We start from the raw sequence: 22,810 nt of genomic DNA, 5'->3' as shown, positions 1-22,810 counted from the left end.
GCGTTTGACATCTAATCATTAGAGATCTAACGTTGTGCTCATCGAACCGGAAGGGGAACGCGATGAGCACCGAAGAAGAGGTCCGCGAGTTCGGCCGGGTGTGGGCGGCCGCGGAGGAGCGCGGCGACACCGATGTGTTGGCCGGCCTGGTCGCCGACGGCTTCCGCCTGGTCGGCCCGCTCGGCTTCGTCCTGGACCGCGACGCGTGGCTGGGGCGCTACGCCGGCGGCGGGCTGGTCACCGAGAAGCTGAACTGGACCGACGTCGAGGTCCGCGACTTCGGCGGCACCGCGATCGCGATCGGCGTCCACGACCAGCTCGCGACCCACCGGGGCAACCCGGTGCACGGCCGGTTCCGCGCCACTCACGTGCTGGTCCGCGACGGCGACCGGTGGCGCCTGGCCGCCATCCACCTCAGCCCGATCGGCGGCCCGCCGCCGTTCACGCCGGACGGAGACGAGCGATGAGCGTCGAACTGAACCACACGATCGTGTGTGCGACCGACCGGGAGGAGTCGGCGGAGTTCCTCGCCCGGATCCTGGGTCTGCGCACCGAGCCGGTCGCCGGGCCGTTCGTGCCGATCCGGCTGGCGAACGGCGTCACGCTCGACTACCTCCAGGTTGACGCCGTCACCAGTCAGCACTACGCGTTCCTGGTCGGCGAGGCCGACTTCGACGCCGCGATGGCGCGGATCGAGCGGGCCGGCATCCCGTACTGGGCGGACCCGTTCCACGAGCGGGCCGGCGAGCTCAACTCCATGAACGGCGGCCGCGGGGTCTACTTCGAGGACCCGGACGGCCACAACCTGGAACTGCTGACGAGGGAGTAGCCGTGCGGCTGAGCATCGGGGTCACGGACTTCTCGTGGCCGGACAAGCTGACCGGCGAGCTGGCGGGCATCGCGGTGGCCGCCGAGGACGCCGGGCTGGACACGCTGTGGGTGCCCGACCACCTGCTGCAGGCCGACCCGAACAGCACGCCGGATTCGGCGATGCTGGAGGCCTACACGACACTCGGGTTCCTGGCCGCCCGCACGAGCCGGATCGGGCTGGGGACGATGGTGTCGGCGGTGACGTTCCGGCCGCCGGCGCTGCTGGTCAAGGCGGTCACGACCCTCGACGTCCTCTCCGGCGGACGGGCCCGGTTCGGGATCGGCACCGGGCACCACGAGGGCGAGGCGCGGGCGATGGGCCTGCCGTTCCCGCCGGTGGGCGAGCGCTTCGAACGGATGGAGGAAACCGTCCGGCTGGCGCTGCGGATGTGGGACGGCGACGCCTCGGCGTTCGAGGGCGCGCACTACCGCCTCGACCGTCCGATCGGGAACCCGCGGCCGGTGCGCCGCCCGCGGGTGCTGATCGGCGGGGCGGGTGAGCGCAAGACCCTGCGGCTCGTCGCGCGGTACGCCGACGCGTGCAACGTGTTCGACATCCCGGACGGGGGTAAGACCGTTCGGCACAAGCTGGCCGTCCTCGCGCGGCACTGCGAGGAGGCCGGGCGGCCGTACGGGGAGGTCGAGAAGACGATCAGCACGCGCCTGTCGCCGGGGGAGTCCGCGGAGTCGTTCGCGCGGCGGTGTGCGGAGTTCGCGGAGTGGGGGATCGAGCACGCGGTCGTGATCACGGCGGGGCCGTGGTCGGCGGCGGGGGTCGCGACGCTGGGGCGGGTCGCGGGGTTGCTGGCGGAGTGAAACGATCAAGCCCGGACGTCGCGGGGTGATCGCGGACGGCGGGCGGCGGTCCGGTGGCGCGAAATCGTTTTCCGATCCTTTTCATTCGTGCCGGTGAAATGGCGGCTCGAAATTATCGGTATACCGCGTGGCGGGACGGCTACTGCGTGTTGCTCCGTTCAGCGGGGTTTCGGACCATGATCCATTCGCTACCATGGTCGGCGCCCCCGTCCCCCATGGGAATGTATTGGGAAGGATTCCGATGCTTTCTGCGGTCGTTGCTGCCGTTTTGGCGCTGTCGTCTGTGGTCACCCCGCATTCGTGGAACACTCCTCCGCCGCCCGACAAAATCGTCATCGACGTCGTGAACGCCATCGGCACGGGCTGTCCGCCGAACACGTCCGCGGTGGCGGTCTCGCAGGACAACACGGCGTTCACCGTGACCTACAGCGCTTACACGGCGCTGGTCGGGATCGGCGCCGGCCCGCTGGACGCGCGGAAGAACTGCCAGATCGGCCTGCGCGTGCACGTTCCGCAGGGGTTCACCTACGGAATCGCGCAGGCCGACTACCGGGGATTCGCTCACCTGGAACGCGGCGCGACCGGCCTGGAAAGAGCCAACTACTATTTCCAGGGCAATTCCCCGACGGCTTACGTCCAGCACCCGCTGGCCGGTCCTTTCGAGGATGACTGGCATTTCACCGATTCGACGGAGGTCGGTGCGATCGTGTTCAAGCCGTGCGGCGAGGAGCGCAATCTGAACATCAACACGGAATTGCGGGCCGCGGCCGGGACGTCGGATCCGAAGAAGACGACGAGCTACGTCACGATGGACTCGACCGACGGCAGCATCACCACGGTGTACCACTTCGCGTGGCTGCAGTGCCCGTGACCGGACCGCGGTGAACCGGGGCGGCGCGCCGCGCGCCGCCCCGGTGGTCAGTTCTTCGCGGGGGCGCGGGGGTCGGTGGCCTGGAGGTCGAAGACGCGGCCGAGGGAGACGAGGGCTTCGTCGAGGTGGCTGAGGCTGGAGAGGACGGCGCGGGTTTCGGCCTGGTCGACGCGGTCGGAGACCGGGGTGCCGTCGTCGCGCACGAGCGTGCCGGGTGTGGGGCCACCGGGTGCGTCGAGTGCTTTGCGGAGGACGTCGATGTTGGCCAGCAGCCGGCCGGTGAACTGGCGGAGGCGGTCGGTGTCGGGTCCGGCGAGCATGCCGGGCTGGGCGCGGGCGGCGACGTGGCGGGCGCGGAAGGCGATGGTTTCCAGGGTGGTGAGCACGTGCCAGCCGTAGTCGCGGCGGGCGCTGCGGAGGTTGACCGGGTGGGTGAGCGGTTCGACGGTGGTGCGGACCTGTTCGACGGCGCGGTCGAGGTCGCGGGAGAGTTCGATGATGTTGACGTTCTCTTCGCCGGCGAGCAGGTCGCGGGTGTGTTCGAGGAACTCTTCGAGTTCGTCGAGGACGGCGCCGATGTCGTCGAGCATGACCGAGCGGGTGCGGACCGGGACGATGACGACGGCGGCGAGGATGCCGGCGGCGGCGCCGACCGCGGTTTCGGCGACGCGGATCCAGAGGACTTCGAGGCTGAAGGTGCCGAGCAGGCTGTAGAGCAGGCCGAGCATGCTGGTGATGAAGAAGGCCATCACGACCTGGGAGACGCGGGCGGTGTAGACCATCCCGAACACGCAGACCAGGATCAGCGAGAGCGTGGCGGCGGTGTTGCCGCCCACCAGGAGCGCGAGCAGGACGCCGCCGACGATGCCGATGAGGGTGCCGCCGAGGCGGCGGACGCCCTTGACGAAGGTGGCGCCGGCGCTGGAGGCGCCGATGAACACGACGAAGACCGTGAGGACGGCCCAGTACCAGCGCTGGTGGGAGACGAGTTCGCCGCCGAGCACGGCGAGCCCGCCGCCGACGACGGCCTGGATGGCGCTGCGGGTGCGGTTGTCGTAGGCGAACGCGGGGGTCGGCTCGTCGGCTTCGTCGTCGAGGGGGTCCACTGTGGACTCGGGCGCGGCGGCGCGCTGGGCGCGGTCGTCGGCGAGGGCGAGCTCGGCCAGTGCCTTGCGGACGCCGTCGCCGGGTGCGGCGTGTTCGCCGATGCGGCTGCCTTCGACGAGCATGCGGCTGTATTCGCCGGTCTGGCTGATCAGCGGGAGCTCGCGGGGGTCGCGTTCCATCAGGGCGCGGAAGCGGGCGAGCCGGGCGATGAGGTCGTCGCGGACGACCGCGGCGAGTTCGGCGGAGCAGGTGCGCTGGACGGTGATGGTGAGCCACTGGACGGCGAGCTCGACCTCGATGGCGCGGCGGCGCAGCCGGTCGGCGGCGCGGGCGTCGACGACGTCGGGGGCGGCGTCTTCGATGAGCAGGACGCACTCGTGGAGCCGGGCCAGTGCGTGGCGGAGCTGCTTGCGGGTGCGTTCGCTGCCGTTGACGGCGAGGTAGGCCTCGGTGGCGCGGACGACCGCGGCCAGGCGCGCGCGGAAAGCCCGGCGCACGCGCAGGAACTCGGCTTCGGCGTTGTGGCGCAGCAGGACGAACCGGACGACGGCGTTGGCCAGCACGCCGACGCCGAGCGCCATCAGCAGCTGCGGCACCTGCGCGAGGTGGGCTTGGAGGAACATCGGGAAGAAGAACAGGAAGAACCCGATCGACCCGAGCGCGGTGCCGCGGGCGCCGAAGCGCTGGGCGTAGACCGCGACGAAGATCAGCAGCACGAACACGACGCTGTCCATCGGCGGCAGCGCCGAGCCGAGGCTGGCGACGGTGATCGACGCGGCCCCGGTGAGGAACGCCAGCACGAGGGTGACGGCTTGGCCGCCGGGGGTGGCGTCGTTGACGGTGAACGCCGTCATCATGGCCGCGATGGCGCCGACCAGCATCACGGTGAGCGGGACGTGCGTCGGCAGCAGCGCGGCCACGGCCAGGACGATGCCGAGCACGGCGGAGCCGGCCAGCCGGAGCCGGACCAGGCCGGGGTCGGCCGCCGCGAGCCGGTCGAGTGCGGCGGTGCGGAAGTGGTTCATCGGGCGAGCAGCTCCCACTGGGCGAGGGTGGCGCGGCCGCCGCGGGTGGCGGTGATCCGGAGCCGGTAGTGCGGGTGAGCCGCCGGGGCGGCGAGTGTGAAGGGGCGGGTCTGGCGGCGCCAGCGGAACAGCTCCCCGGTGCGTTCGTCCAGCGTGGTCCAGTGGGCGCCGTCGTCGGAGCCTTCGAGGATCCACGCGCTGGGGTCGCCGCGGCGGGTGCCCGAGGTGAGCGTGTACATCGTGACTTCCCGCGGTTCGCCGGTGACGGCGAAGGTGATGGCCGGGGTGGCGGCGCGGAAGGTGACCTGGGTGCGGGTGGTGTCGTCGAAGAGCGCGTCGACGCTCGTGTGGTCGGAGGCGGTCGCGGTGCCGGTCAGGTCGGTCGCCGGGGCCGGGTGCGCGGCGGGTGGCGGCGGGGCGCCCCAGCCGGTGGGTTCGGTGGTGAGGTCGAAGACCAGCTCGGCGCCGGCGGCGAGGGTGGCGTGGGCGATGGTCGTCGTGTCGTGCGGTTCGCCGTTGACCGTGAGGCCGCGGACGTAGACGGTCTGGCCGGTGTTGCCGGGGGCGTGGACGACGAGCTTCTTGCCCTCGCCCAGGTGCACGGTCGCCTTCTCGAACAGCGGCGACCCGATCGCGTAGCGCGGGCTGCCGACGGCCAGCGGGTAGAAGCCCAGGGCGCTGAACACCCACCATGCGGACATCTCGCCGTTGTCCTCGTCGCCGGGGTAGCCCTGCCCGATTTCGCTGCCGAGGTAGAGCCGGCGCAGCACTTCGCGCACGACGCGCTGGGTCTTCGCGGGCGCGCCGGCGAGGTTGTAGATGTAGGGGATGTGGTGCGAGGGCTGGTTGGAGTGGCCGTACTGGCCCATGCGGACGTCGCGGGCCTCGGTCATCTCGTGGATGAGACCGCCGTACGCGCCGGGGCGGCGGCCGGTCTCCGGGGTGGCGAAGAAGGTGTCGAGCTTGGCTTCGAGGCCGGCGTTGCCGCCGTGCAGCGCGGCGAGGCCAGGGCCGTCGTGGGGTGCGGTGAAGGCGGTGTTCCACGCGTTGGTCTCGACGAAGTCGCCGCCCCACGCGGCCGGGTCGTAGCCGGCGGGGGCGAACTTGCGGCGGCCGTCGCGGTGGCGGCCCTGGAAGAAGCCGATCGCCGGGTCGAAGTGGTGGACGTAGTGCTTCGCGCGCTCGCGGAAGTAAGCGGCGTAGTCCGCGTACATCCGCGAGCGTGGCCCGGAGCTTTCACGTGAAAGCTCCGCTGACAGGTTGGCGAGGCCGAAGTCGTTGATGCAGCCCTCCAGCGCCCAGGACAGTCCTTCGTGGACCGATACCGGGGTGTAGCCGAGGAAGATCGACTCCTCGAGGCCCTTGCGGCCGACCGCGCGGCGCGGCGGGGTGACGGTGGCGTTCTTCAAGGCCGCGTCGTAGGCGGCCTCGACGTCGAAGGTGCGGACCCCCTTGAGGTAGGCGTCGGCGAACGCGACGTCCGAGCTGGTGCCCGTCATCAGGTCCGCGTAGCCAGGGGAGGACCAGCGGGAGATCCAGCCGCCTTCGCGGTACTGCTGGACGAACCCGTCGACCATCCGGCCGCACTCGGCCGGGGTGAGCAGCGCGTACGCGGGCCAGGTGGTGCGGTAGGTGTCCCAGAAGCCGTTGTTGACGTACAGCTCGCCGTCGACGACCTTCGCGCCGGTACGCGTGCGGGTGCTCGGCCACCACCGGCGCCGCACCGGGCTCGCGTGCCGGATGCCCTTCGGCGTGTTCTCGTGGGCGACGTTCGGGTAGAGGAACAGCCGGTACAGGTTGGAATACAGCGTGGTCCGCTGGTCCTCCGTCGCACCTTCGACCTCGATCCTGCCGAGCCGCTCCTGCCAGAGCTCGCGGGCGCTGTCCCGGACCTGCTCGAACGTCGTGCCGGCCGGGATCTCCAGCTCGAGGTTGCGCTTGGCCTGCGCGAGGCTGATCAGCGACGTCGCGATCCGCAACGTCACCTCGGGCGCGTCGAACTCCAGGGCGCCGGTCACGGTCCGCCAGAACGGACGGCGGATCTTCCCGCCCCGGGCGGCCGGGACATCGGTCTCGGCGTAGACGAACATCCGCCGCGCGCCGGCCGACAGGCGGCTGCGGACCCAGGTGTGCCCGGTGACGACCCCCGTGGCCGGGTGCAGGCGCAGGCCACCGCGGTTGGCGGCGTTGTCGAACAGCAGCCAGCCCCGGCCGTCGGGGAAGGCGCAGCGCAGGATCGCCGCGTGCGACGCCGGCGCGAGGTCGGCGGTGACGCCGTTCGCGAACCGCACGCCGTAGTGGTGCGGCGAATCGGTCTCGTCGTCGTGGGAGAAGGCCAGGGCGCGCTTGCGGCGGTCGGGCTCGACCGGGCCGGTGCCGGGCATGACGTGGAAGGTGTGCCGGTCGCCCATCCACGGGCTCGGCTGGTGCGACAGCGCGAACGCCTGCAGCGCCGGGCGGTTCTCCTCGTCGTTGTGGCGGTGGTAGGAGTAGAGCCAGTTGGTCACCCCGGCGTCGGTGACCGGGGTCCAGAAGTTGAACCCGTGCGGCACCGCCGTGGCGGGGAAGTTGTTGCCGCGGGAGAAGTCCGCGCTGGAGTGCGTGCCGCGGGTGGTGCGGACGCAGCCGACGGGGTCGCGGCGCGGGTCGGGGCGCTCGGCGACGCGGACGTCGTCGAGCCAGCCGGTGATCTCGCCGGGAGCGTCGGTGCGCAGCACGATCCGGGCGATCCGGCGGCCGGCGAACGCCCCGAGCGGGCGGCGGACGGGGTTCCACTGGTCCACCCACAGCGTCTTGTCGTCCACCGGGTCGAAGCCCGCGCTCGTGCCGTCGGCGAACTCGACGTCCAAGCTGATCCGGGTGGCGTGGTAGGCGGGGACGTCGCCGTCGGAGCGCGGGAAGACCACATAGGACAGCTCGGTGCGCTCGGTGACCGGCGCGTCGAGTTCGAACAGGACATCGCGGGGACGCGCGGTGTAGCGCAGGGCGTGCGCCCCGGTGAAGCCGACGCCGGTCTTGGCCGTGGGGGAGCGGTCCGGGCCGCTGTCCACCCGCAGAGCGGGGTCCGCGGGCCGCGGGTCACCGGTTTCGAAGGAGGAGAAGAACACGGCGTCGGGCATGCGCCCACCGTATCGGCCGAACGGCGTAGCGTGCGCCCGACGCGGGGGCAGGCGGCGCAGCAGCAGGTCCCGGTACGCGCCGGCCTGGTAGCCGGGCTCCTCGAACGTCGGGCCGCGCGCGATCATCCCCCGGCGGTCCCGGTGGTGGCGGGAGAACTCCATGACGCAGTGATGCCCCCTCCTCACGAGACCGCGGGGAGGGGGCATCACGGCACTACGGGACTAGATCTTCGCGCACTGCCCGGCGGCCGGGCCGCGGACGGTGTTCGGCAGGTCGTAGTCCGTCGGAACCGGGGAGTTGGCCGCGCACGCCAGCGGGCCGCCGATCGTGCTGGACGTCAGCACCGGCCCGTGGTTGGCCGTCAGCGCGACCGGGCCGCCCACCTGGGTCAGCTCGATCGACACCGTCCCGGTCGTCCCGGTGATCGCCACCGGCCCGCCCACCTTCGTGCGGTTCAGCACGACCTGGCCGGCACCCGTGGCCGACAGCGGACCCTTGATCTCGCCGCCGCGCACCACCAGTGACGCGCCCGGAGCGACCGTCACCGGACCCGACACCGTCGCGTCCTGCAGGCAGACCGTGCCGCTCGACACCGTCAGCGGGCCGGAAGAAGCCCCCGTGACGGTGCGGGTGCAGGCGGCGTCCGGCTTGCCCAGCAGCTCGAACTCGGCCAGCTGCGCCGGGGCGCCGGTGCTGGTCGCGGTCACTTCGAGCTTGTAGTAGGCGTAGTGCGCCGGGTTGGCGACCTTGAACGCGCGGGTCTGCTGCCGCCAGGTGAACGCCTGGTTCGTCTGCTGGTCGGCCACGGCCCAGGTCTTGCCGTCGTAGGAGCCCTTCAGCGTCCAGCTCTTCGGGTCGCCCGCACCGGTCTGGGACGTCAGCGTGTAGCTCGTGACGGCCTCGTCGGTGTTGTCGAGCTGGTACTGCACGGCCCCGGTGACGGCGGCCTGGGTGCGCGAGGTGTTGTCGAGCAGCGCACCGGCGTTGGAGCCGTCCGAAGTGGACAGCGTGCCCTTGCCCGCGCCGGTCTCGTCGTGCAGCGGCGCCGGGACCGCGTCACCCTGAGTGATCGACTTCGGTGCGTCGTTCGGCCCGGTTCCCCAGTTCGAGGGGTTCGGGCCCATGTCGAAGTCGATGACCCCGCCGCGCGCGATCAGGTCCTGCGGCAGCGACGTCGAGGAGTACGCCTTGCCGTTGACCTTCACGCCCTGGACGTAGACGTTCTTCGCGCTGTTCTTCGGCGCGTTGATCACCAGGTTCTTGCCGCCGGCCAGGTGGATCGTGGCCTTCTTGAACAGCGGCGACCCGATCGCGTAGTTCGGGCTGCCCATCTGCAGCGGGTAGAAGCCCAGCGCGCTGAAGGTCCACCACGCCGACTGCTCGCCATTGTCCTCGTCGCCCGCGTAGCCCTGCCCGATCTCGCTGCCGGTGTAGAGCCGGGAAAGCGCCTCACGGACCTTCTCCTGCGTCTTCGACGGCTGGCCCGCGTAGTCGTACATGTAGAGCGTGTGGTGCGAGGCCTGGTTGGAGTGGCCGAGCTGGCCCATCCGCACGTCCCGCGCCTCCCGCATCTCGTGGATCACGCCACCGTAGGAGCCCGGGAAGTTCGCCGTCTCCTGGTCGGCGAAGAACGCGTCCAGCTTCTTCGCCAGGCCCGCCTTGCCGCCGTAGAGGTTGGCCAGGCCCTGACCGTCCTGCGGCACGGAGAACGCCATGCCCCAGCCGTCGGTCTCGGTGTAGTCGATGCCCCACATCCGCGGGTCGTACTCCTGCGACGAGCGGCTGAACTTGCCCGCGGCGTCGCGGCCCTGGAAGAACCCGACGCTCGGGTCGAACACGTTCACGTACTGCTGGGCGCGGCTGGTGAAGTACTCGTAGTTCGCCAGGTACTCCTGCTTGCGCGGGTCGCTCGCGGGAGCTTCGTCGTAGAGCTTCTTCGACAGGTTCGCGATGCCGAAGTCGTTGACGTAGCCCTCGATCGACCAGGAGAACCCGTGCTCGGCGGTGTTCGGGGAGTAGCCGAGGAAGATGCCCTCGTCGATGCCCTTGCGGCCGACCGCGTTGTTCGGCGGGGTCACCGTCGCGTCCTTCAGCGCCGCGTCGTAGAACGACTTGACGTCGAAGTTCTTCACACCCTTCAGGTAGGCGTCGGCGAACGCGACGTCCGCGCTGGTGCCCGTCATCAGGTCCGCGTACCCCGGCGACGACCACCGGGAGATCCAGCCGCCGTCGCGGTACTGCTGGACGAAGCCGTCGATCATCTTCCCGGCCATGTCCGGGGTCAGCAGCGAGTACGCCGGCCACGTCGTGCGGTAGGTGTCCCAGAACCCGTTGTTGACGTAGGTCTGGCCGTCGACGATCTTCGACCCGGTCTGCGTCGGGGTGTCCGCGCCGGTCTTCGGCGAGACGAAGCTCGCGTACTTGTAGACCGGCTTCTCCGGCGTGCCGGTGTTCTCGAACCCGGAGTTCGGGTAGAGGAACAGCCGGTACAGGTTCGAGTAGAGCGTCGTGAGCTGGTCCTTCGACGCGCCCTCGACCTCGATCACCTTCAGCTGGTCGTCCCAGGTCCGCTGCGCGGCGTCGCGGACGGTGTCGAACGTCGCGGCGGGGGCGATCTCCATGGCGAGGTTCTTCCTCGCCTGGTCCACGCTGATCAGCGACGTCGCGATCCGCATGTTCACCGTCTTGTCGGCGCCGGCGGCGAACCGCAGGTAGCCGGCGACGTCGTCGTGGCCCTGACCGGTGAGCTTCCCGCCCGCGGTGACCGGCTTGTCGAACGTCGCGTAGACGAACATCCGGCCCGCACCCGCCGACAAGCCGCTCTTGACGTCGGTGAAGCCCGACAGCGTGCCGTTCGCGGTGTCGAGCGTCAGCCCGCCCTGGTTCTTGAAGTTGTCGAAGATCAGGCTGGAGTCGCTGCCGGGGAAGGAGAACCGGAACATCGCCGCGTGGTCGGTCGGCGCGATTTCGGTCTTGATCCCGTTCTCGAACTGCACGCCGTAGTAGTGCGCGCGAGCGACCTCGTTGTCGTGCTTGAACGCCAGCGCGCGGGCGTCGCGGTTCGCGTCCGGCACCCCGGTGGCCGCGGACGGCATCACCTGGAAGGTCTGCCGGTCGCCCATCCACGGGCTCGGCTCGTGGCTGACGCTGAACGCCTGCAGCTCCGGCAGGTTCTGCTCGTTGTTCTGGCTGTGGTAGTTGTACATCCACCGCACGTCGCCGTTGTCGGCGTTCGCGTCGGTCACCGGGGTCCAGAAGTTGAACCCGTGCGGCACCGCGGTGGCCGGGAAGTTGTTGCCCCGGGAGAACGTGCCGTTGGCCATCGTGCCGCGCGTGGTGAGCACGTTGTCACTCGGGCGCAGGCTCGCGGGCGGGGTCGGGGTCGCCGACACCTTCACGTCGTCCAGCCAGCCCTGCAGCGAGCCCGGGCCGTCGGGGTTGTCATAGCCGACCAGGATCCGGTCGATCGTCTTGCCCTTGGCGACCTGCCCGATCGCCGAGCGAACCAGGTTCCACTGGTTGGTGTAGAGGACCTTGCTCTTGCCCTGGCCCTCTGGCGTGAGCGGGAAGCCGTACTGGTCGGTCGCGCCGAGGTCGCGCAGGTAGGTGCCGTCGGTGAAGGCCAGGTCGATCGCGACGTTCGTGCTCGGGTACTTCAGGTCGCCGGTGATGAACTGCGGCTGCACCTTGTACGACAGCTCGGTCGAGGCGACGACCGGGACGTTCACGTCGAAGATCTTGTTGTAGGACCAGCCGTGCCCGGCCGCGGTCTGGCTGCCCGCGTAGCGGAACGCCTTGAGCCCGGTGAAGCCGACGCGGTTCTTGTTCGTGTAGCCGGTGGTCGGACCCGAGTCGACGAAGCTGCGCATGTTCGGCAGCGGCGGCGGTGCCGGGTCGTCGTTGGCCAGCAGCAGCTCCGACAGCTGCAGGATCGGCCCGCCGTTGTTGCGCGTGACGTTCAGCCGGAAGTACTTGTACGCCGCGGTCGGGGCGGCGAGCTGGTAGTCCTTCTGCTGGAACCGCTCGGTGAACGCCTGGTCGGTCTGCTTGTCCAGGTCGGTCCAGGTCAGGGCATCGGTGGAGCCCTGCAGCGTCCAGTCCCTGGGGTCGCGGTTGTCGAAGTCGTTGGCCGAGGAGATCGCGTAGTGCGTGATCGAGGTGGCCTCCGACAGCGTGATCTGCGCCCACGCGGTCGGGTCCCAGGACAGCCACTTCGTGTCCGTGGTGCCGTCGACGAGGTTCGACACGACCTCGCCGCCCGAGGTGTTCTCGCTGCTGGCGCTGGTCTCGGTCACCTTGCCGCGGATGTCGCCGGGGATCGTGGTGCCGTTCGCGCCGTTGATGCCGGACGCGCGGGGCTTGCCCGCGGCGTCGGTGTCGACGGTGTCGGTCCAGGTCGGCTGGACGTCACCGGGCTCGAAGGAGGAAGAAAAATCAGCCGGCAGGGCTTCTTCGGCGGCGGACGCCGTCGCGGGGAGGGCGACCAGGCCGGCGGCGACCACGGCGGCGGTCACCAGGAAAGCGACCGGCGGTCTGGCGCTTCGGGGCATCATTGCTCCAAGCTCTGGAGGGTGAACTGGGGACCGACGGACGGGGACCGGCGGCGCCCAGAGAGCGAAACGCGCGGGTGACATCGATGTCAAGACCGGTCGGCAAACCTGGCCAGAACTGGACAACCGAGGGAATGGGGAACCCATGAGACCAGTCCGGATCTTCACCGCACTCACGACACTCCTGCTCGCCACCACCGGGTTCGCCCCGGCGACGGCCACCGCCGCGACGGAGTCGCCCGTCCGGCCGATCACCGCCTGCGGCGACCTGGTCCGCCGGTTCGCCCTGCCGGGCGCCGCCACGCACGTCACGTCGGCGGCCGTCGTCCCCGCGACCGCCACCGACCCCGAGTACTGCGGCGTCCAGGGCTACGTCGAACCCGCCGTCCGCTTCGAGCTGCGGCTGCCCACCAAGACCTACGCCGGCCGCTACCTGCAGTACGGCTGCGGCGGCTTCTGCGGCCTGGTCAACCCGCCCGCCTTCGCCGACTGCGGCCTGCCCCACGGCGGCGACGTCGCGGTCGCCGCCACCGACGACGGGCACGTCGGCACCACCCCCGCCGTCGTCGACGACGGCAGCTGGGGCGCGCACAACCAGGCGGCGCGCGACGACTTCGAGTTCCGCGCACCCCACGTCGTCTCGCGTGCGTCGAAGGCGATCATCCAGGCGTTCTACGGCTCCCCGCCGCGCAAGTCCTACTTCACCGGCTGCTCCGACGGCGGCCGCGAAGGCCTGCTGCTGGCCCAGCGCTACCCGGCGGACTTCGACGGCATCGACGCCGGCGCCCCCGCGAACTACTGGGGCCCGCTGCTCGGCGAGTACCAGACGTGGCTCGCGCGGGTGAACACCGCCGACGGCAGCCCGGTCCTCACCGCCGCCAAGCTGCCCGCGCTGCACAACGCGGTGCTCGCCGCCTGCGACCGCCTCGACGGGCTCGCCGACGGCCAGCTCGACGACCCGCGCGCCTGCCGCTTCGACCCGGCCACGCTGACCTGCGCCGGCGCCGACACGCCGTCCTGCCTCACCCCGGCCCAGGTCGCCGTCGTGCGCAAGCTGTACTCGCCGCCCACCGACGCCCACGGGACGCTGCTCTACCCCGGCGGCCAGGAGCCCGGCTCCGAGCTGTCCTGGGCCGGCTGGATCATCGCGACGCCCGAGACCGGCGGCGTCGCCTTCGCCCGCAGCCTCGCCGACAACTACCTGCGCTACCTCGGCTACCCGATCGGCGCCCCGGCCTCGACGGTGGACACCTTCGCCTTCACCCGCCGCGAGTTCGACCGGCTCACCCCGGTCGGCGTCCGCTACAACGCGCTGAGCCTCGACCTGTCGGCGTTCCGGAAGCGCGGCGGCAAGCTGCTGCTGTGGCACGGCTGGGCCGACGAGGCCATCCCGCCGGCCGGCACTCTCGACTACTACCAGCGGCTCACCCGCGCCCACGCACAGGACTGGGTCCGGCTGTTCATGGTCCCGTCGCTCTACCACTGCGGCGGCGGCACGACGCTCACCGAGTTCGACCCGCTCAAGCAGCTGGTCGCCTGGGTCGAACGCGGCTCCACGCCGACGGTGGTGACCGCGACCGGCCGCGACGCCGCCGGGAACGTCACCCGGACGCGACCGGTGTTCGCCTACCCGCGGCGCGCGGTATACGACGGCACCGGCAACATCGACGACGCGGCCAACTTCCGCCCGGCACCGCCCACCTCGCCGATCCGGGACGTCGTCCACTGGGCCGGTGAGCACCTGTACGCGATTCCCGGCCCGATAGCTCGGTAAAACGGGTCCCGCGGGTCCGGCGCCGCCGCTAAGGTCACGCCCATGACGACGCCGGAACCCGCCGACCGTGTGCTCTCCCGCGCTTCCCTCGCCGACGGCAGCCCGACCCGCTGGTTCGACGAGCTCTACACCGCCGCCGCCCGCGGCGAGGCCGAGGTCCCCTGGACCCGCGGCGCGCCGAACGCCGACCTGGCCGACTGGGTGGAGCCCGGCGAGGGCCGCCGGGCGCTGGTGGTGGGCAGCGCCCTGGGCGACGACTCCGAGCTGCTGTCTGCGGCGGGCTGGGCGGTGACGGGCTTCGACGTCGCCCCGGCCGCGGTCGAGGCCGCCCGCGCCCGCTTCCCGCAGTCCACGGTGGACTACGTGGTGGCGGACCTGCTGAAGCCGCCGGGGGAGTGGCACCAGGCGTTCGACCTGGTCGTGGAGATCATCAACATCCAGGCGATGCCCCGCGAGTTCCGCGCCGCGGCGATCACGTCGCTGGCCGGCTTCCTCGCCCCCGGCGGCACGATGCTGGTGTCGGAGGTGGCCGAGGAGAACGTGGCACCTGAACCGGGGCCGCCGTGGCCGTTCAGCCGCGCGGAGATCGAGTCCGTGGCCCAGGACGGCGTGAAGCTGGTGGGACTGGAGACCATCCGCGACGGGGCGCGTTACTGGGCCGAGTTCACGCGCTGAGGAGGGCCCGTGCCCGACGGGAAACGCCGCAAGGTCGCGCGACAGCTCAAATACGGGTCGCCCGCGGACCCGGCCGACCGCCTCGACCGCGGGTGGGACGACGACAGCGAAGATGACGGCGGCGTCGGGGTGCGCGAGCCGCGCCGCCCGCTCCCGCCGTCCCCGGTCAGCGGCGCGGGTGCGCGGCCGCTGCCGGAGACCGTGATCGCGGCCGAGCTGCCCAACCCGCCGGTGCGCTGAACCGGCTCAGCAGCCCGCGAGGAACCGGGACAGCACCCGGGTCCCGAAGTGCAGCCCTTCCACCGGGACCCGCTCGTCCACCCCGTGCGCCATCGCGCGGTACGGGAAGCCCTTCGGCAGCCACAGCGGCGCGAACCCGTAGTTGGCGATCCCCAGCTGCGCGAACGCCTTCGCGTCCGTCCCGCCCCCGAGGCAGTACGGCACCACGACGGCTTCGGGATCCTCGGCCCGCAAGGCCGACGCCATCGCGGAGAACCACGGCGAGTCCACCGGCGCCTGCACCGGCGGCTGGTGCGCCACGAACTCCCTCGTCACGCCCTCGCCGAGCAGCTCGTCCAGCGCCGCGAACAACGACTCCTCGGTGCCCGGCAGCACCCGCACGTCCACCTGCGCCGACGCCGTCGACGGGATCACGTTCACCTTGTAGCCCGCGGCCAGCATCGTCGGGGTCGTGCTGTTGCGGACCGTCGGCAGCACCAGCGAACCCGCCGGACCCAGCGCGGCCACCGCCGCGTCCACCGAGTCCGAAGAGGACAGATCCACCGGTACGCCCAGCGCCGCGCCCGTCCGCTCCAGGAACGCCCGCACCGCCGGAGTCAGCGACACCGGCCAGCGGTGCGACGCGATCCGGTGCAGCGCGCCCACCAACCGGGTGACGGCGTTCTCGTCGTTGGGCCGCGATCCGTGCCCCGCCCGGCCACGCGCGGTCAGCCGCAGGTGGGCGGTGCCGCGCTCGGCCGTCCCCACCGGGTACAGGTGCACGTCACGGCCGTCGGCCGCCGGGACGTGGTAGGTGTAGCCGCCCGACTCGCTGATCGCCGCGACGCACCCCTCGAACAACTCCGGATGGGCAGCGACCAGCCAGTGCGCGCCCCACTCGCCGCGGTCCTCCTCGTCGGCCACGAACGCCAGCACCAGCTCCCGCCGCGGCCGCACCCCGCCGGCCAGCGCCGCCAGCACCATCGCCACGAAGTCCTTCATGTCGGTCGCGCCGCGGCCCCACAGGCAGCCGTCGCGGACCTCGCCGGCGAACGGGGGCACCGACCAGTCCGCGGCGTCCGCCGGGACGACGTCCAGGTGCCCCTGCACCAGCAGCGCCGGCAGCGTCGGGTCCGTGCCCGGCACGCGGGCGATCACGCTGGCCCGGCCCGGCGCGGCTTCGAGGATCCGCGACGGGATGCCCAGGCCGTCCAGGAACGCGGCCACGTACTCGGCGGCGGGCCGCTCCGGGTTGGCGTCGTTGTTCCCGCGGTTGGTCGTGTCGAACCGGATCAGGTCCGCGCACAGCTCGACGACGTCAGCCATAGATGCCCTGCACCGCCCCCGCCGCGATCGCCGTGACGACCTTGAACGCCTTCATCGCCTCGGTCATGTTCGGCGCGTCGAACCCGACCCGGCGCGTCCCGATCTGCTCCACCGTCGGGATCACCGCCGTCGCCTGCGCCAGGTGGCTCGCGTCGAACTCCACCTCGATCCGGTGCCCCCGCACCTGCCGTTCCTCGCGCCCGGCCCGCGCCATCGCGTCGGCCGCCGCGCCGGTCAGCAGGTCCGCCGTGCGCGCCGGCGGCAGGCAGATCGCCGCGTACCGGCTCACGCACTCCTTCACCTGGACCAGCTCCGCCTCCGGAGCGTAGTCACGGGCGTCGTCACACGTTTTGTCGTCACCCGAAACGAGCAGGACAGGGACGCCGTACTCCGCGGCCATCGCCGCGTTCAGCCGGCCCTCGCTCGCCGGGACGTCGTCCAGCCACACCCCGGTGATCTGGTTCTCCAGGTAGGTGTGGGAAAGCACGCCGTCGAACCCGGCGCCGGCGTGGTAGCCCAGGAACACCACACCGTCCACACCGGAGTCGATGCCCTGCATCATCGACAGCGGCTTGTGCCGCCCGGTCAGCATCCGCGCCCGCGGGTCCAAGTCTTCCAGCAGCAGGTTCCGCTGCGACGAATGCGCCTCGTTGACCAGCACATCCCCGGCCCCGGCGTCGTACAGCCCGGCCAGCACCGCGTTGACGTCACCGGTGAACAGCCGCCGGAACCGGTCCCACTGCGGCGAACCGGGCACGACGTCGTCGGTCCAGGTGACACCGGTGGCGCCCTCCATGTCCGCCGAGATCAGGATGCGCATGCCCGGCACTCTAGCCAGGCCGCCGCGGCCCCGGGCACGGCTCCCCGATCACGCAGCGTAACCGAAAGCGATCGATAACGATCGGACACCTGCCGCAGCGGCAACATATTGCGCGGTTGTGGCCGTATGTGGTTACTTCTCGTCCTTGGGGAGGCTCACAGCGAGAACGATGGGGTGGTTTTTGGTGCATTTCCAACGCAGAATCGGGCGGCTCGGCCGCGTGGGCGCGGTCGTCGCGGCCGCGGCGCTGGCGGGGATCCCGCTCGCCGTGCCCGCCCAGGCCCAGCAGGGCAAGGTGCTGCGGGTCGCGCTGACCACCGGCATCGATCACCTGAACCCGTTCACCGCCGTGCTCGCCGCGTCCACGCAGATCGGCCGGTTCACCTACGAGTTCCTCACCGTCCCGGACGCCGCGAAGGCCGAGGCCTCGCCCGCCCTCGCCGAGTCCTGGACGCCGTCGCCGGACAAGCTGACCTGGACGTTCAAGATCCGCGGCGGCGTCAAGTGGAGCGACGGGCAGCCGGTGACCGCCAAGGACGCCGCCTACACGTTCAACCGGATGCTCACCGACGAGAACGCCCGCACCGCCAACGGCAACTACGTCGCCAACTTCGAGACGGTCACCGCGCCCGACGACACGACCCTCGTCATCAAGACCAAGACCGTGCAGGTCAACATGAACCTGCTCGACGTCCCGATCGTGCCGCAGCACATCTGGGAGCCGGTCAAGGACCTCAAGGCCGCCGAGACCGACGACCTCAAGATCGCCGGCGTTTCCGACGGCCCGTTCCAGGTCACCGAGTTCAAGCCCAACGAGTACGTCAAGCTCAAGGCGAACAAGGACTACTGGCGCGGCGCCCCGAAGATCGACGAGCTGCAGCTGCTGCAGTTCAAGGACACCGAGGCCGCGGTCAACGCGCTCAAGCAGGGCGAAGTCGACGTCATCAACCGGCTCAACCCCAACCAGTTCGCCGCGCTGCAGGGCCAGGAGGGCATCACCACCAACGCCGCGCCCGGCCGCCGCTATGACGAGCTGTCGCTCAACTTCGGCGTCACCGACAACGCCAACAACCCGATCGGTGACGGCAACCCGGTCCTCAAGGACATCAACGTCCGCAAGGCCATCACCCAGGCCGTCGACACCCAGGCCATCGTCGACAAGGTCCTCAAGGGCCTCGGCCAGGTCGGCGGCGGCGTCGTGCCCGCCGTCTACGCCGACTACCACTGGGACCCCAGCGACGGCGAAAAGGTCAAGTTCGACCTCGCCGCCGCCAACAACACCCTCGAGCAGGCCGGCTACAAGAAGGGCCCTGACGGCGTCCGCACCGCCCCCGGCGGCGCCAAGCTGGAGCTGCGCCTGACCGGCCACGCCAACCGCAGCTACGACCAGGGTGTGGCCCAGTACGTCACCGGCTGGCTCAAGGACATCGGCATCACCGTCAAGCAGGACCTCGTCTCCGACGACGAGCTGTCCGACCGCACCGCCACCGGCAAGTACGACCTCGCCATCGGCGGCTACGGCACCAACCCCGACCCGGACTACGCGCTCTCGCTGCACACCTGCGCCGCGCGGCCCAGCGCCGACGGCAAGGGCGGCAGCACCGACACCTTCTTCTGCGACGCCCAGTACGACGACCTCTACAAGAAGCAGCTGACCGAGACCGACGACGCCAAGCGCGCGGACTACGTCAAGCAGGCCCAGGCCCGGCTCTACAGCCAGTTCCCGACGATCGTGCTCGACTACCAGAACGCGCTCGAGGCCTACCGCTCCGACAAGTTCTCCGCCTTCACCACCCAGCCGCAGCCCAAGGGCGCGATCCTCGAGCAGACCGGCTACTGGGGCGTCTACGGCGCCACCCCGGCCGGCGCGGAAGCGACCGCCGACTCCGGCAGCGGCGGCACGGTCGTGTGGATCGTCGTCGGCGCCATCGTCGTGGTGATCATCGTCGTCGGCGGGGTCGTCATCAGCCGCCGCAACAAGACCACAGAGGACCGCGAGTAAGCATGACCACGCCCGACCAGGCCGCGGTGCTCGTCGACCCCGACGAGCACCGCGGCGGGACCGGCACCGCCCGGTTCGTGCTCACGAAGATCCTCGAAGCGGTCGTCAGCGTCCTGCTGGTGATCGTGCTGTTCTTCTTCCTCTTCCGGATGCTGCCGGGCGACCCGGTCGCGGCGATGACCCGCGACCGCGTCACCAGCCCCCAGCAGATCGCCGAGCTGCGCGAGAAGATGGGCGTCGACAAGCCCGTCTTCGTCCAGTTCGGCCAGTACTTCTGGAACCTGCTGCACGGCGACCTCGGCGAGTCCCGGCTGCTCAACAACGGCCGCCCGGTCGCCGACATGATCGGCGAACGGCTCTGGCCGACCATCCTGCTCGTCGGCAGCGCCACCGTCCTCGCCGTCATCATCGGCCTGTGGCTGGGCATCCGCGCCGCCTGGCGCCGCGACAGCTTCTTCGACCGCGCCCAGACCGGGGTCGCGCTGACCCTCTGGTCGGTCCCGCAGTTCTGGCTCGGCCTGATGCTGCTCGTGGTGACGGGCGGCCTGTTCCCCAGCCGCGGCATGCACTCCCCGGACGCCGCGCCCGACGTCTTCTCCCAGACCCTCGACGTCCTGCACCACCTGGTGCTCCCGTGCGTGACGCTGCTGGCGGTGTTCTACGCCCAGTACATGCTCATCATGCGGTCGTCGCTGCTGGGGGAGATGAACGCCGACTACCTCACCACCGCCCGCGCCAAGGGCCTGCGCGACGACCTCGTCCGCCGCCGCCACGCCGTCCCCAACGCCCTGCTGCCGACCACCACGCTGGTGTTCATGCAGTTCGGCCAGGTCGTCGCCGGCGCGGTCACCGTCGAGGCCGTGTTCAGCTGGCCCGGGCTCGGGCAGCTGACCTACGACGCCCTGCACGGGCCCGACCTGCCCGTGCTGCAGGGCGTGTTCACCGTGCTGGCCAGCGCCGTCGTGCTGATGAACCTGCTCGCGGAGCTGCTCTACCGCGTGCTCGACCCGAGGGTGCGTACCTCATGACCACCGCCGAGACACCCCGGCAGATCGCCTGGCACCGCCGGCGCGCGTCGCTCGCCCGGACCTGGCGGGAGTTCGCCGCCCAGCGCGCCGCGCTCGCCGGGCTGGTCCTGCTCGGCGCCACCGTCGTCGTCGCCCTGCTGCTGCCGCTGATCAGCGACCAGAGCGGCCTCGACGTCACCAAGGCCACCGGCGAGCCGCTCAGCCCGCCCACCGGCGACTTCTGGCTCGGCACCGACAACTTCGGCCGCTCGGTGCTGCTCATGACGATCTGGGGCACCCGGATCTCCCTGCTCGTCGGGTTCTCCGCGGCGCTGCTGTCGGTCGTCATCGGCACGCTGATCGGCATCACCGCCGCGCACTTCGGCGGCTGGGTGTCGGCGGCGCTGCTGCGGTTCACCGACTTCTTCCTGGTCCTGCCCTCGCTGATCCTCGCGATCGCGCTCTCGGCGGTGCTGCCCAAGGGCGTCGGCACGATCATCCTCGCCATCGGCTTCACCGCCTGGCCCAGCACCGCCCGGCTGGTCCGGGCCCAGACGCTGACCATCGAAAGCCGCCCCTACATCGAGCGCGCCCACGCCCTCGGCGGCGGCCACCTGCACGTCATCGGCAAGCACGTCCTGCCCGGCGTGATGCCCCTGGTCCTCGCCAACACCACGCTGGTCGTCGGCAACGCCGTCATCGCCGACGCGACCCTGTCGTTCCTGGGTGTCGGCGACCCCAACTCCGTCACCTGGGGCCTGGTGCTCGAGAGCGCGCTCAACAACGGCGCCATCAGCCGCGGCGCCTGGTGGAACGTGCTCCCGCCGGGCATCGCGATCGTCCTCGTCGTCCTCTTCTTCACCCTGGTCGGCCGGGGCCTGGAGACCGTGTTCAACCCGAGGTTGAAGAAGTGACCACCCCGCTGCTGCAGCTCAAGGACCTCAACGTCACCTACGCGGTGGGCGAGCAGGAGGTGCCCGCCGTCCGCGGCGTCGACCTCACCCTCGACCCCGGCGGCACCCTCGGCGTCGCCGGCGAATCCGGCTCGGGCAAGTCCACGGTCGCGATGAGCGTGCTGCGCCTGCTGCCGCGTACGGCGAAGATCACCGGCGAGATCGTCCTCGACGGCGAAGACGTCACCGCCATGAAGTGGGGCCGCCTGCGCGCGGTCCGCTGGGCCGAGGCGTCGGTGGTGTTCCAGGGCGCCATGCACGCGCTCAACCCGGTCCGCAGGATCGGCGAGCAGATCGCCGAGCCGCTGCGGCTGCACCCGCCCGCGGGCGGCGCGCTCACCGACGCCCAGGTCGACGCCCGCGTCGCCGAGCTGCTCACCCAGGTCGACCTGCCGCCGAGCCGGGCCGGCGCCTACCCGCACGAGCTTTCGGGCGGGCAGAAGCAGCGCGTCATGATCGCCATGGCCCTGGCGTGCTCGCCCCGGCTGATCATCGCCGACGAGCCGACCACGGCGCTGGACGTCATCGTCCAGGCCCAGGTCCTCGCCCTGCTCTCGCGGCTGGTCGCCGAGCAGGACATCGGCCTGATCATGATCAGCCACGACCTGTCCGTCCTCGCGGCGACCTGTCAGCGCATCGCCGTGATGTACGACGGGCAGATCGTCGAGGAAGGGCTCAGCGCCGAGGTGATGGGTGCCCCGAAGCACGAGCACACCCGGGCGCTGGCCGCGGCGTTCCCCACGGTCGGCGACCCGCTGTCCCGCTTCGCCCCGGCCACCAGCACCCCGCTGCCGCCCGAACCCGCGGACCGGGTGGTGGGCGGCGAGCCGCTGCTGGCCGCGGAGAACCTGCGGGTGTCCTTCCGCGACCGCACCGGCAAGCGCATCGACGCCGTCGCCGGCGTCGACCTCACGGTGTCGCGCGACGAAATCGTCGCCCTGGTCGGCCAGTCCGGCTCGGGCAAGACGACGCTCGCCCGGACCCTGCTCGGCCTGCAGAAACCCGACTCCGGCGTGGTCCGCTACGACGGCAAGCCCGTCCCGGCGGGGGGAGCGGGCCTCAAGGCCTACCGCCGCCAGGTCCAGCTGGTGCTGCAGGACCCGACCAGCGCGCTGAACCCGGCGCACACGGTGTACGAGGCCGTCGCCGAAGGCCCCCGGATCCACAAGCTCGCCGACGAGCGCGCGGTCGTCCACCGGGCCCTGGAGGCCGCGGAGCTGCGGCCGGCGGAGAAGTACGCCGACCGGCTCCCGCACCAGCTGTCGGGCGGCCAGCGCCAGCGCGTCGTCATCGCCGGCGCTCTGGCCCTCGAGCCGTCGGTGGTGGTGGCCGACGAACCGGTCGCGTCGCTGGACGCGTCCGTGCGCGGCGAGATCCTCGGGCTGCTGCTGCGGCTGCGGCGCGAACTCGGCCTCGCCGCCCTGGTGATCACCCACGACCTGGGCCTGGCCTGGAACATCGCCGACCGCGTCGCCGTGATGTACCGCGGCGAGCTCGTCGAAACCGGGACGGTGGAACAGGTCCTGCTCGACCCGCGGCACGAGTACACGAAGTCCCTGCTGGCCGCCCTCCCCGGCGGCACGGCCCAGCGCCGTACCGTCGAAACCTGACCCGCGCCCGCCGCCCGAAACCTGACACTGCGGGAACCCCGCGCGAGCGCGGTGTGTAATCTCCG

General features: G+C 71.2%; 16 protein-coding genes. 11 read left to right on the top strand and 5 right to left on the bottom strand.

Annotated features, from left to right (window positions below; translation table 11 throughout):
• The first annotated feature begins 62 nt into the window (after positions 1 to 62).
• The 4 genes from ABFJ78_RS13670 to ABFJ78_RS13655 all read left to right on the top strand — a co-directional run bounded on the left by ABFJ78_RS13670 (position 63) and on the right by ABFJ78_RS13655 (position 2,557).
• Positions 63 to 467 carry a nuclear transport factor 2 family protein gene (locus ABFJ78_RS13670; protein ID WP_436386379.1) on the top strand — a complete coding sequence of 135 codons (405 nt, stop codon included), beginning with the start codon at positions 63 to 65 and terminating at the stop codon, positions 465 to 467.
• Complete coding sequence (locus ABFJ78_RS13665) at positions 464 to 829, top strand: VOC family protein (RefSeq protein ID WP_436386378.1); 366 nt, start codon at positions 464 to 466, stop codon at positions 827 to 829. The genes ABFJ78_RS13670 and ABFJ78_RS13665 overlap by 4 nt, the downstream gene beginning before the upstream one ends.
• Before the next feature lie 2 nt (positions 830 to 831).
• Complete coding sequence (locus ABFJ78_RS13660) at positions 832 to 1,686, top strand: LLM class F420-dependent oxidoreductase (RefSeq protein ID WP_436386377.1); 855 nt, start codon at positions 832 to 834, stop codon at positions 1,684 to 1,686.
• 241 nt (positions 1,687 to 1,927) lie between these two features.
• Positions 1,928 to 2,557 carry a DUF4360 domain-containing protein gene (locus tag ABFJ78_RS13655; protein WP_436386792.1) on the top strand — a complete coding sequence of 210 codons (630 nt, stop codon included), beginning with the start codon at positions 1,928 to 1,930 and terminating at the stop codon, positions 2,555 to 2,557.
• 47 nt (positions 2,558 to 2,604) lie between these two features.
• Here ABFJ78_RS13655 and ABFJ78_RS13650 read toward each other — a convergent pair whose 3' ends face one another.
• The 3 genes from ABFJ78_RS13650 to ABFJ78_RS13640 form a co-directional block, all read right to left on the bottom strand.
• Complete coding sequence (locus tag ABFJ78_RS13650; protein WP_436386376.1) at positions 2,605 to 4,689, bottom strand: FUSC family protein; 2,085 nt, start codon at positions 4,687 to 4,689, stop codon at positions 2,605 to 2,607.
• On the bottom strand, positions 4,686 to 7,808 hold the full coding sequence (locus tag ABFJ78_RS13645) for a GH92 family glycosyl hydrolase (protein WP_436386791.1): 3,123 nt from the start codon (positions 7,806 to 7,808) through the stop codon (positions 4,686 to 4,688). Before ABFJ78_RS13645 ends, ABFJ78_RS13650 begins: the two co-directional genes overlap by 4 nt.
• A gap of 222 nt (positions 7,809 to 8,030) precedes the next feature.
• Positions 8,031 to 12,359, bottom strand: a complete 4,329-nt coding sequence (locus tag ABFJ78_RS13640) for a GH92 family glycosyl hydrolase (RefSeq protein ID WP_436386374.1) — start codon at positions 12,357 to 12,359, stop codon at positions 8,031 to 8,033.
• A gap of 145 nt (positions 12,360 to 12,504) precedes the next feature.
• Between ABFJ78_RS13640 and ABFJ78_RS13635 the strand changes: the two genes are divergently transcribed.
• The 3 genes from ABFJ78_RS13635 to ABFJ78_RS13625 are packed head-to-tail and all read left to right on the top strand — an operon-like array spanning position 12,505 to position 15,048.
• Positions 12,505 to 14,133: a tannase/feruloyl esterase family alpha/beta hydrolase gene (locus tag ABFJ78_RS13635; protein WP_436386373.1), complete on the top strand. Its 1,629-nt coding sequence runs from the start codon at positions 12,505 to 12,507 to the stop codon at positions 14,131 to 14,133.
• A 42-nt stretch (positions 14,134 to 14,175) separates the two neighbouring features.
• Positions 14,176 to 14,808, top strand: a complete 633-nt coding sequence (locus tag ABFJ78_RS13630; RefSeq protein ID WP_436386371.1) for a class I SAM-dependent methyltransferase — start codon at positions 14,176 to 14,178, stop codon at positions 14,806 to 14,808.
• A gap of 9 nt (positions 14,809 to 14,817) precedes the next feature.
• Positions 14,818 to 15,048, top strand: a complete 231-nt coding sequence (locus ABFJ78_RS13625) for a hypothetical protein (protein WP_436386370.1) — start codon at positions 14,818 to 14,820, stop codon at positions 15,046 to 15,048.
• A 6-nt stretch (positions 15,049 to 15,054) separates the two neighbouring features.
• On the opposite strand, the gene ABFJ78_RS13620 is transcribed toward ABFJ78_RS13625, so the two are convergent.
• Positions 15,055 to 16,353, bottom strand: a complete 1,299-nt coding sequence (locus ABFJ78_RS13620) for a M20/M25/M40 family metallo-hydrolase (RefSeq protein ID WP_436386368.1) — start codon at positions 16,351 to 16,353, stop codon at positions 15,055 to 15,057.
• A complete protein-coding gene (locus ABFJ78_RS13615; protein ID WP_436386366.1) occupies positions 16,346 to 17,173 on the bottom strand; it encodes a M55 family metallopeptidase in 828 nt (275 codons plus the stop codon). Before ABFJ78_RS13615 ends, ABFJ78_RS13620 begins: the two co-directional genes overlap by 8 nt.
• Before the next feature lie 169 nt (positions 17,174 to 17,342).
• Here ABFJ78_RS13615 and ABFJ78_RS13610 point away from each other — a divergent pair, with 169 nt between their 5' ends.
• From ABFJ78_RS13610 to nikE, 4 genes are read left to right on the top strand one after another with little or no spacing between them, the layout of a single operon-like run.
• A complete protein-coding gene (locus tag ABFJ78_RS13610) occupies positions 17,343 to 19,175 on the top strand; it encodes an ABC transporter substrate-binding protein (protein ID WP_436386365.1) in 1,833 nt (610 codons plus the stop codon).
• 2 nt (positions 19,176 to 19,177) lie between these two features.
• The gene (locus ABFJ78_RS13605) at positions 19,178 to 20,203 is read left to right on the top strand and encodes an ABC transporter permease (RefSeq protein WP_436386363.1); all 1,026 of its coding nucleotides are present in this window, start codon (positions 19,178 to 19,180) and stop codon (positions 20,201 to 20,203) included.
• Entirely contained in the window at positions 20,200 to 21,096 is an 897-nt protein-coding gene (locus ABFJ78_RS13600; RefSeq protein WP_436386362.1) for an ABC transporter permease, read from the top strand. Before ABFJ78_RS13605 ends, ABFJ78_RS13600 begins: the two co-directional genes overlap by 4 nt.
• Entirely contained in the window at positions 21,093 to 22,745 is a 1,653-nt protein-coding gene (gene nikE / locus ABFJ78_RS13595; RefSeq protein WP_436386360.1) for a nickel ABC transporter ATP-binding protein NikE, read from the top strand. Before ABFJ78_RS13600 ends, nikE begins: the two co-directional genes overlap by 4 nt.
• Positions 22,746 to 22,810 lie beyond the last annotated feature (65 nt).

It is taken from the genome of Amycolatopsis sp. MEPSY49 (assembly GCF_051337345.1).
Classification (GTDB): Bacteria; Actinomycetota; Actinomycetes; order Mycobacteriales; family Pseudonocardiaceae; genus Amycolatopsis.
The sequence above is the reverse complement of the archived record's forward strand: the minus strand, read 5'-3'. Positions and strand labels throughout refer to the sequence as shown.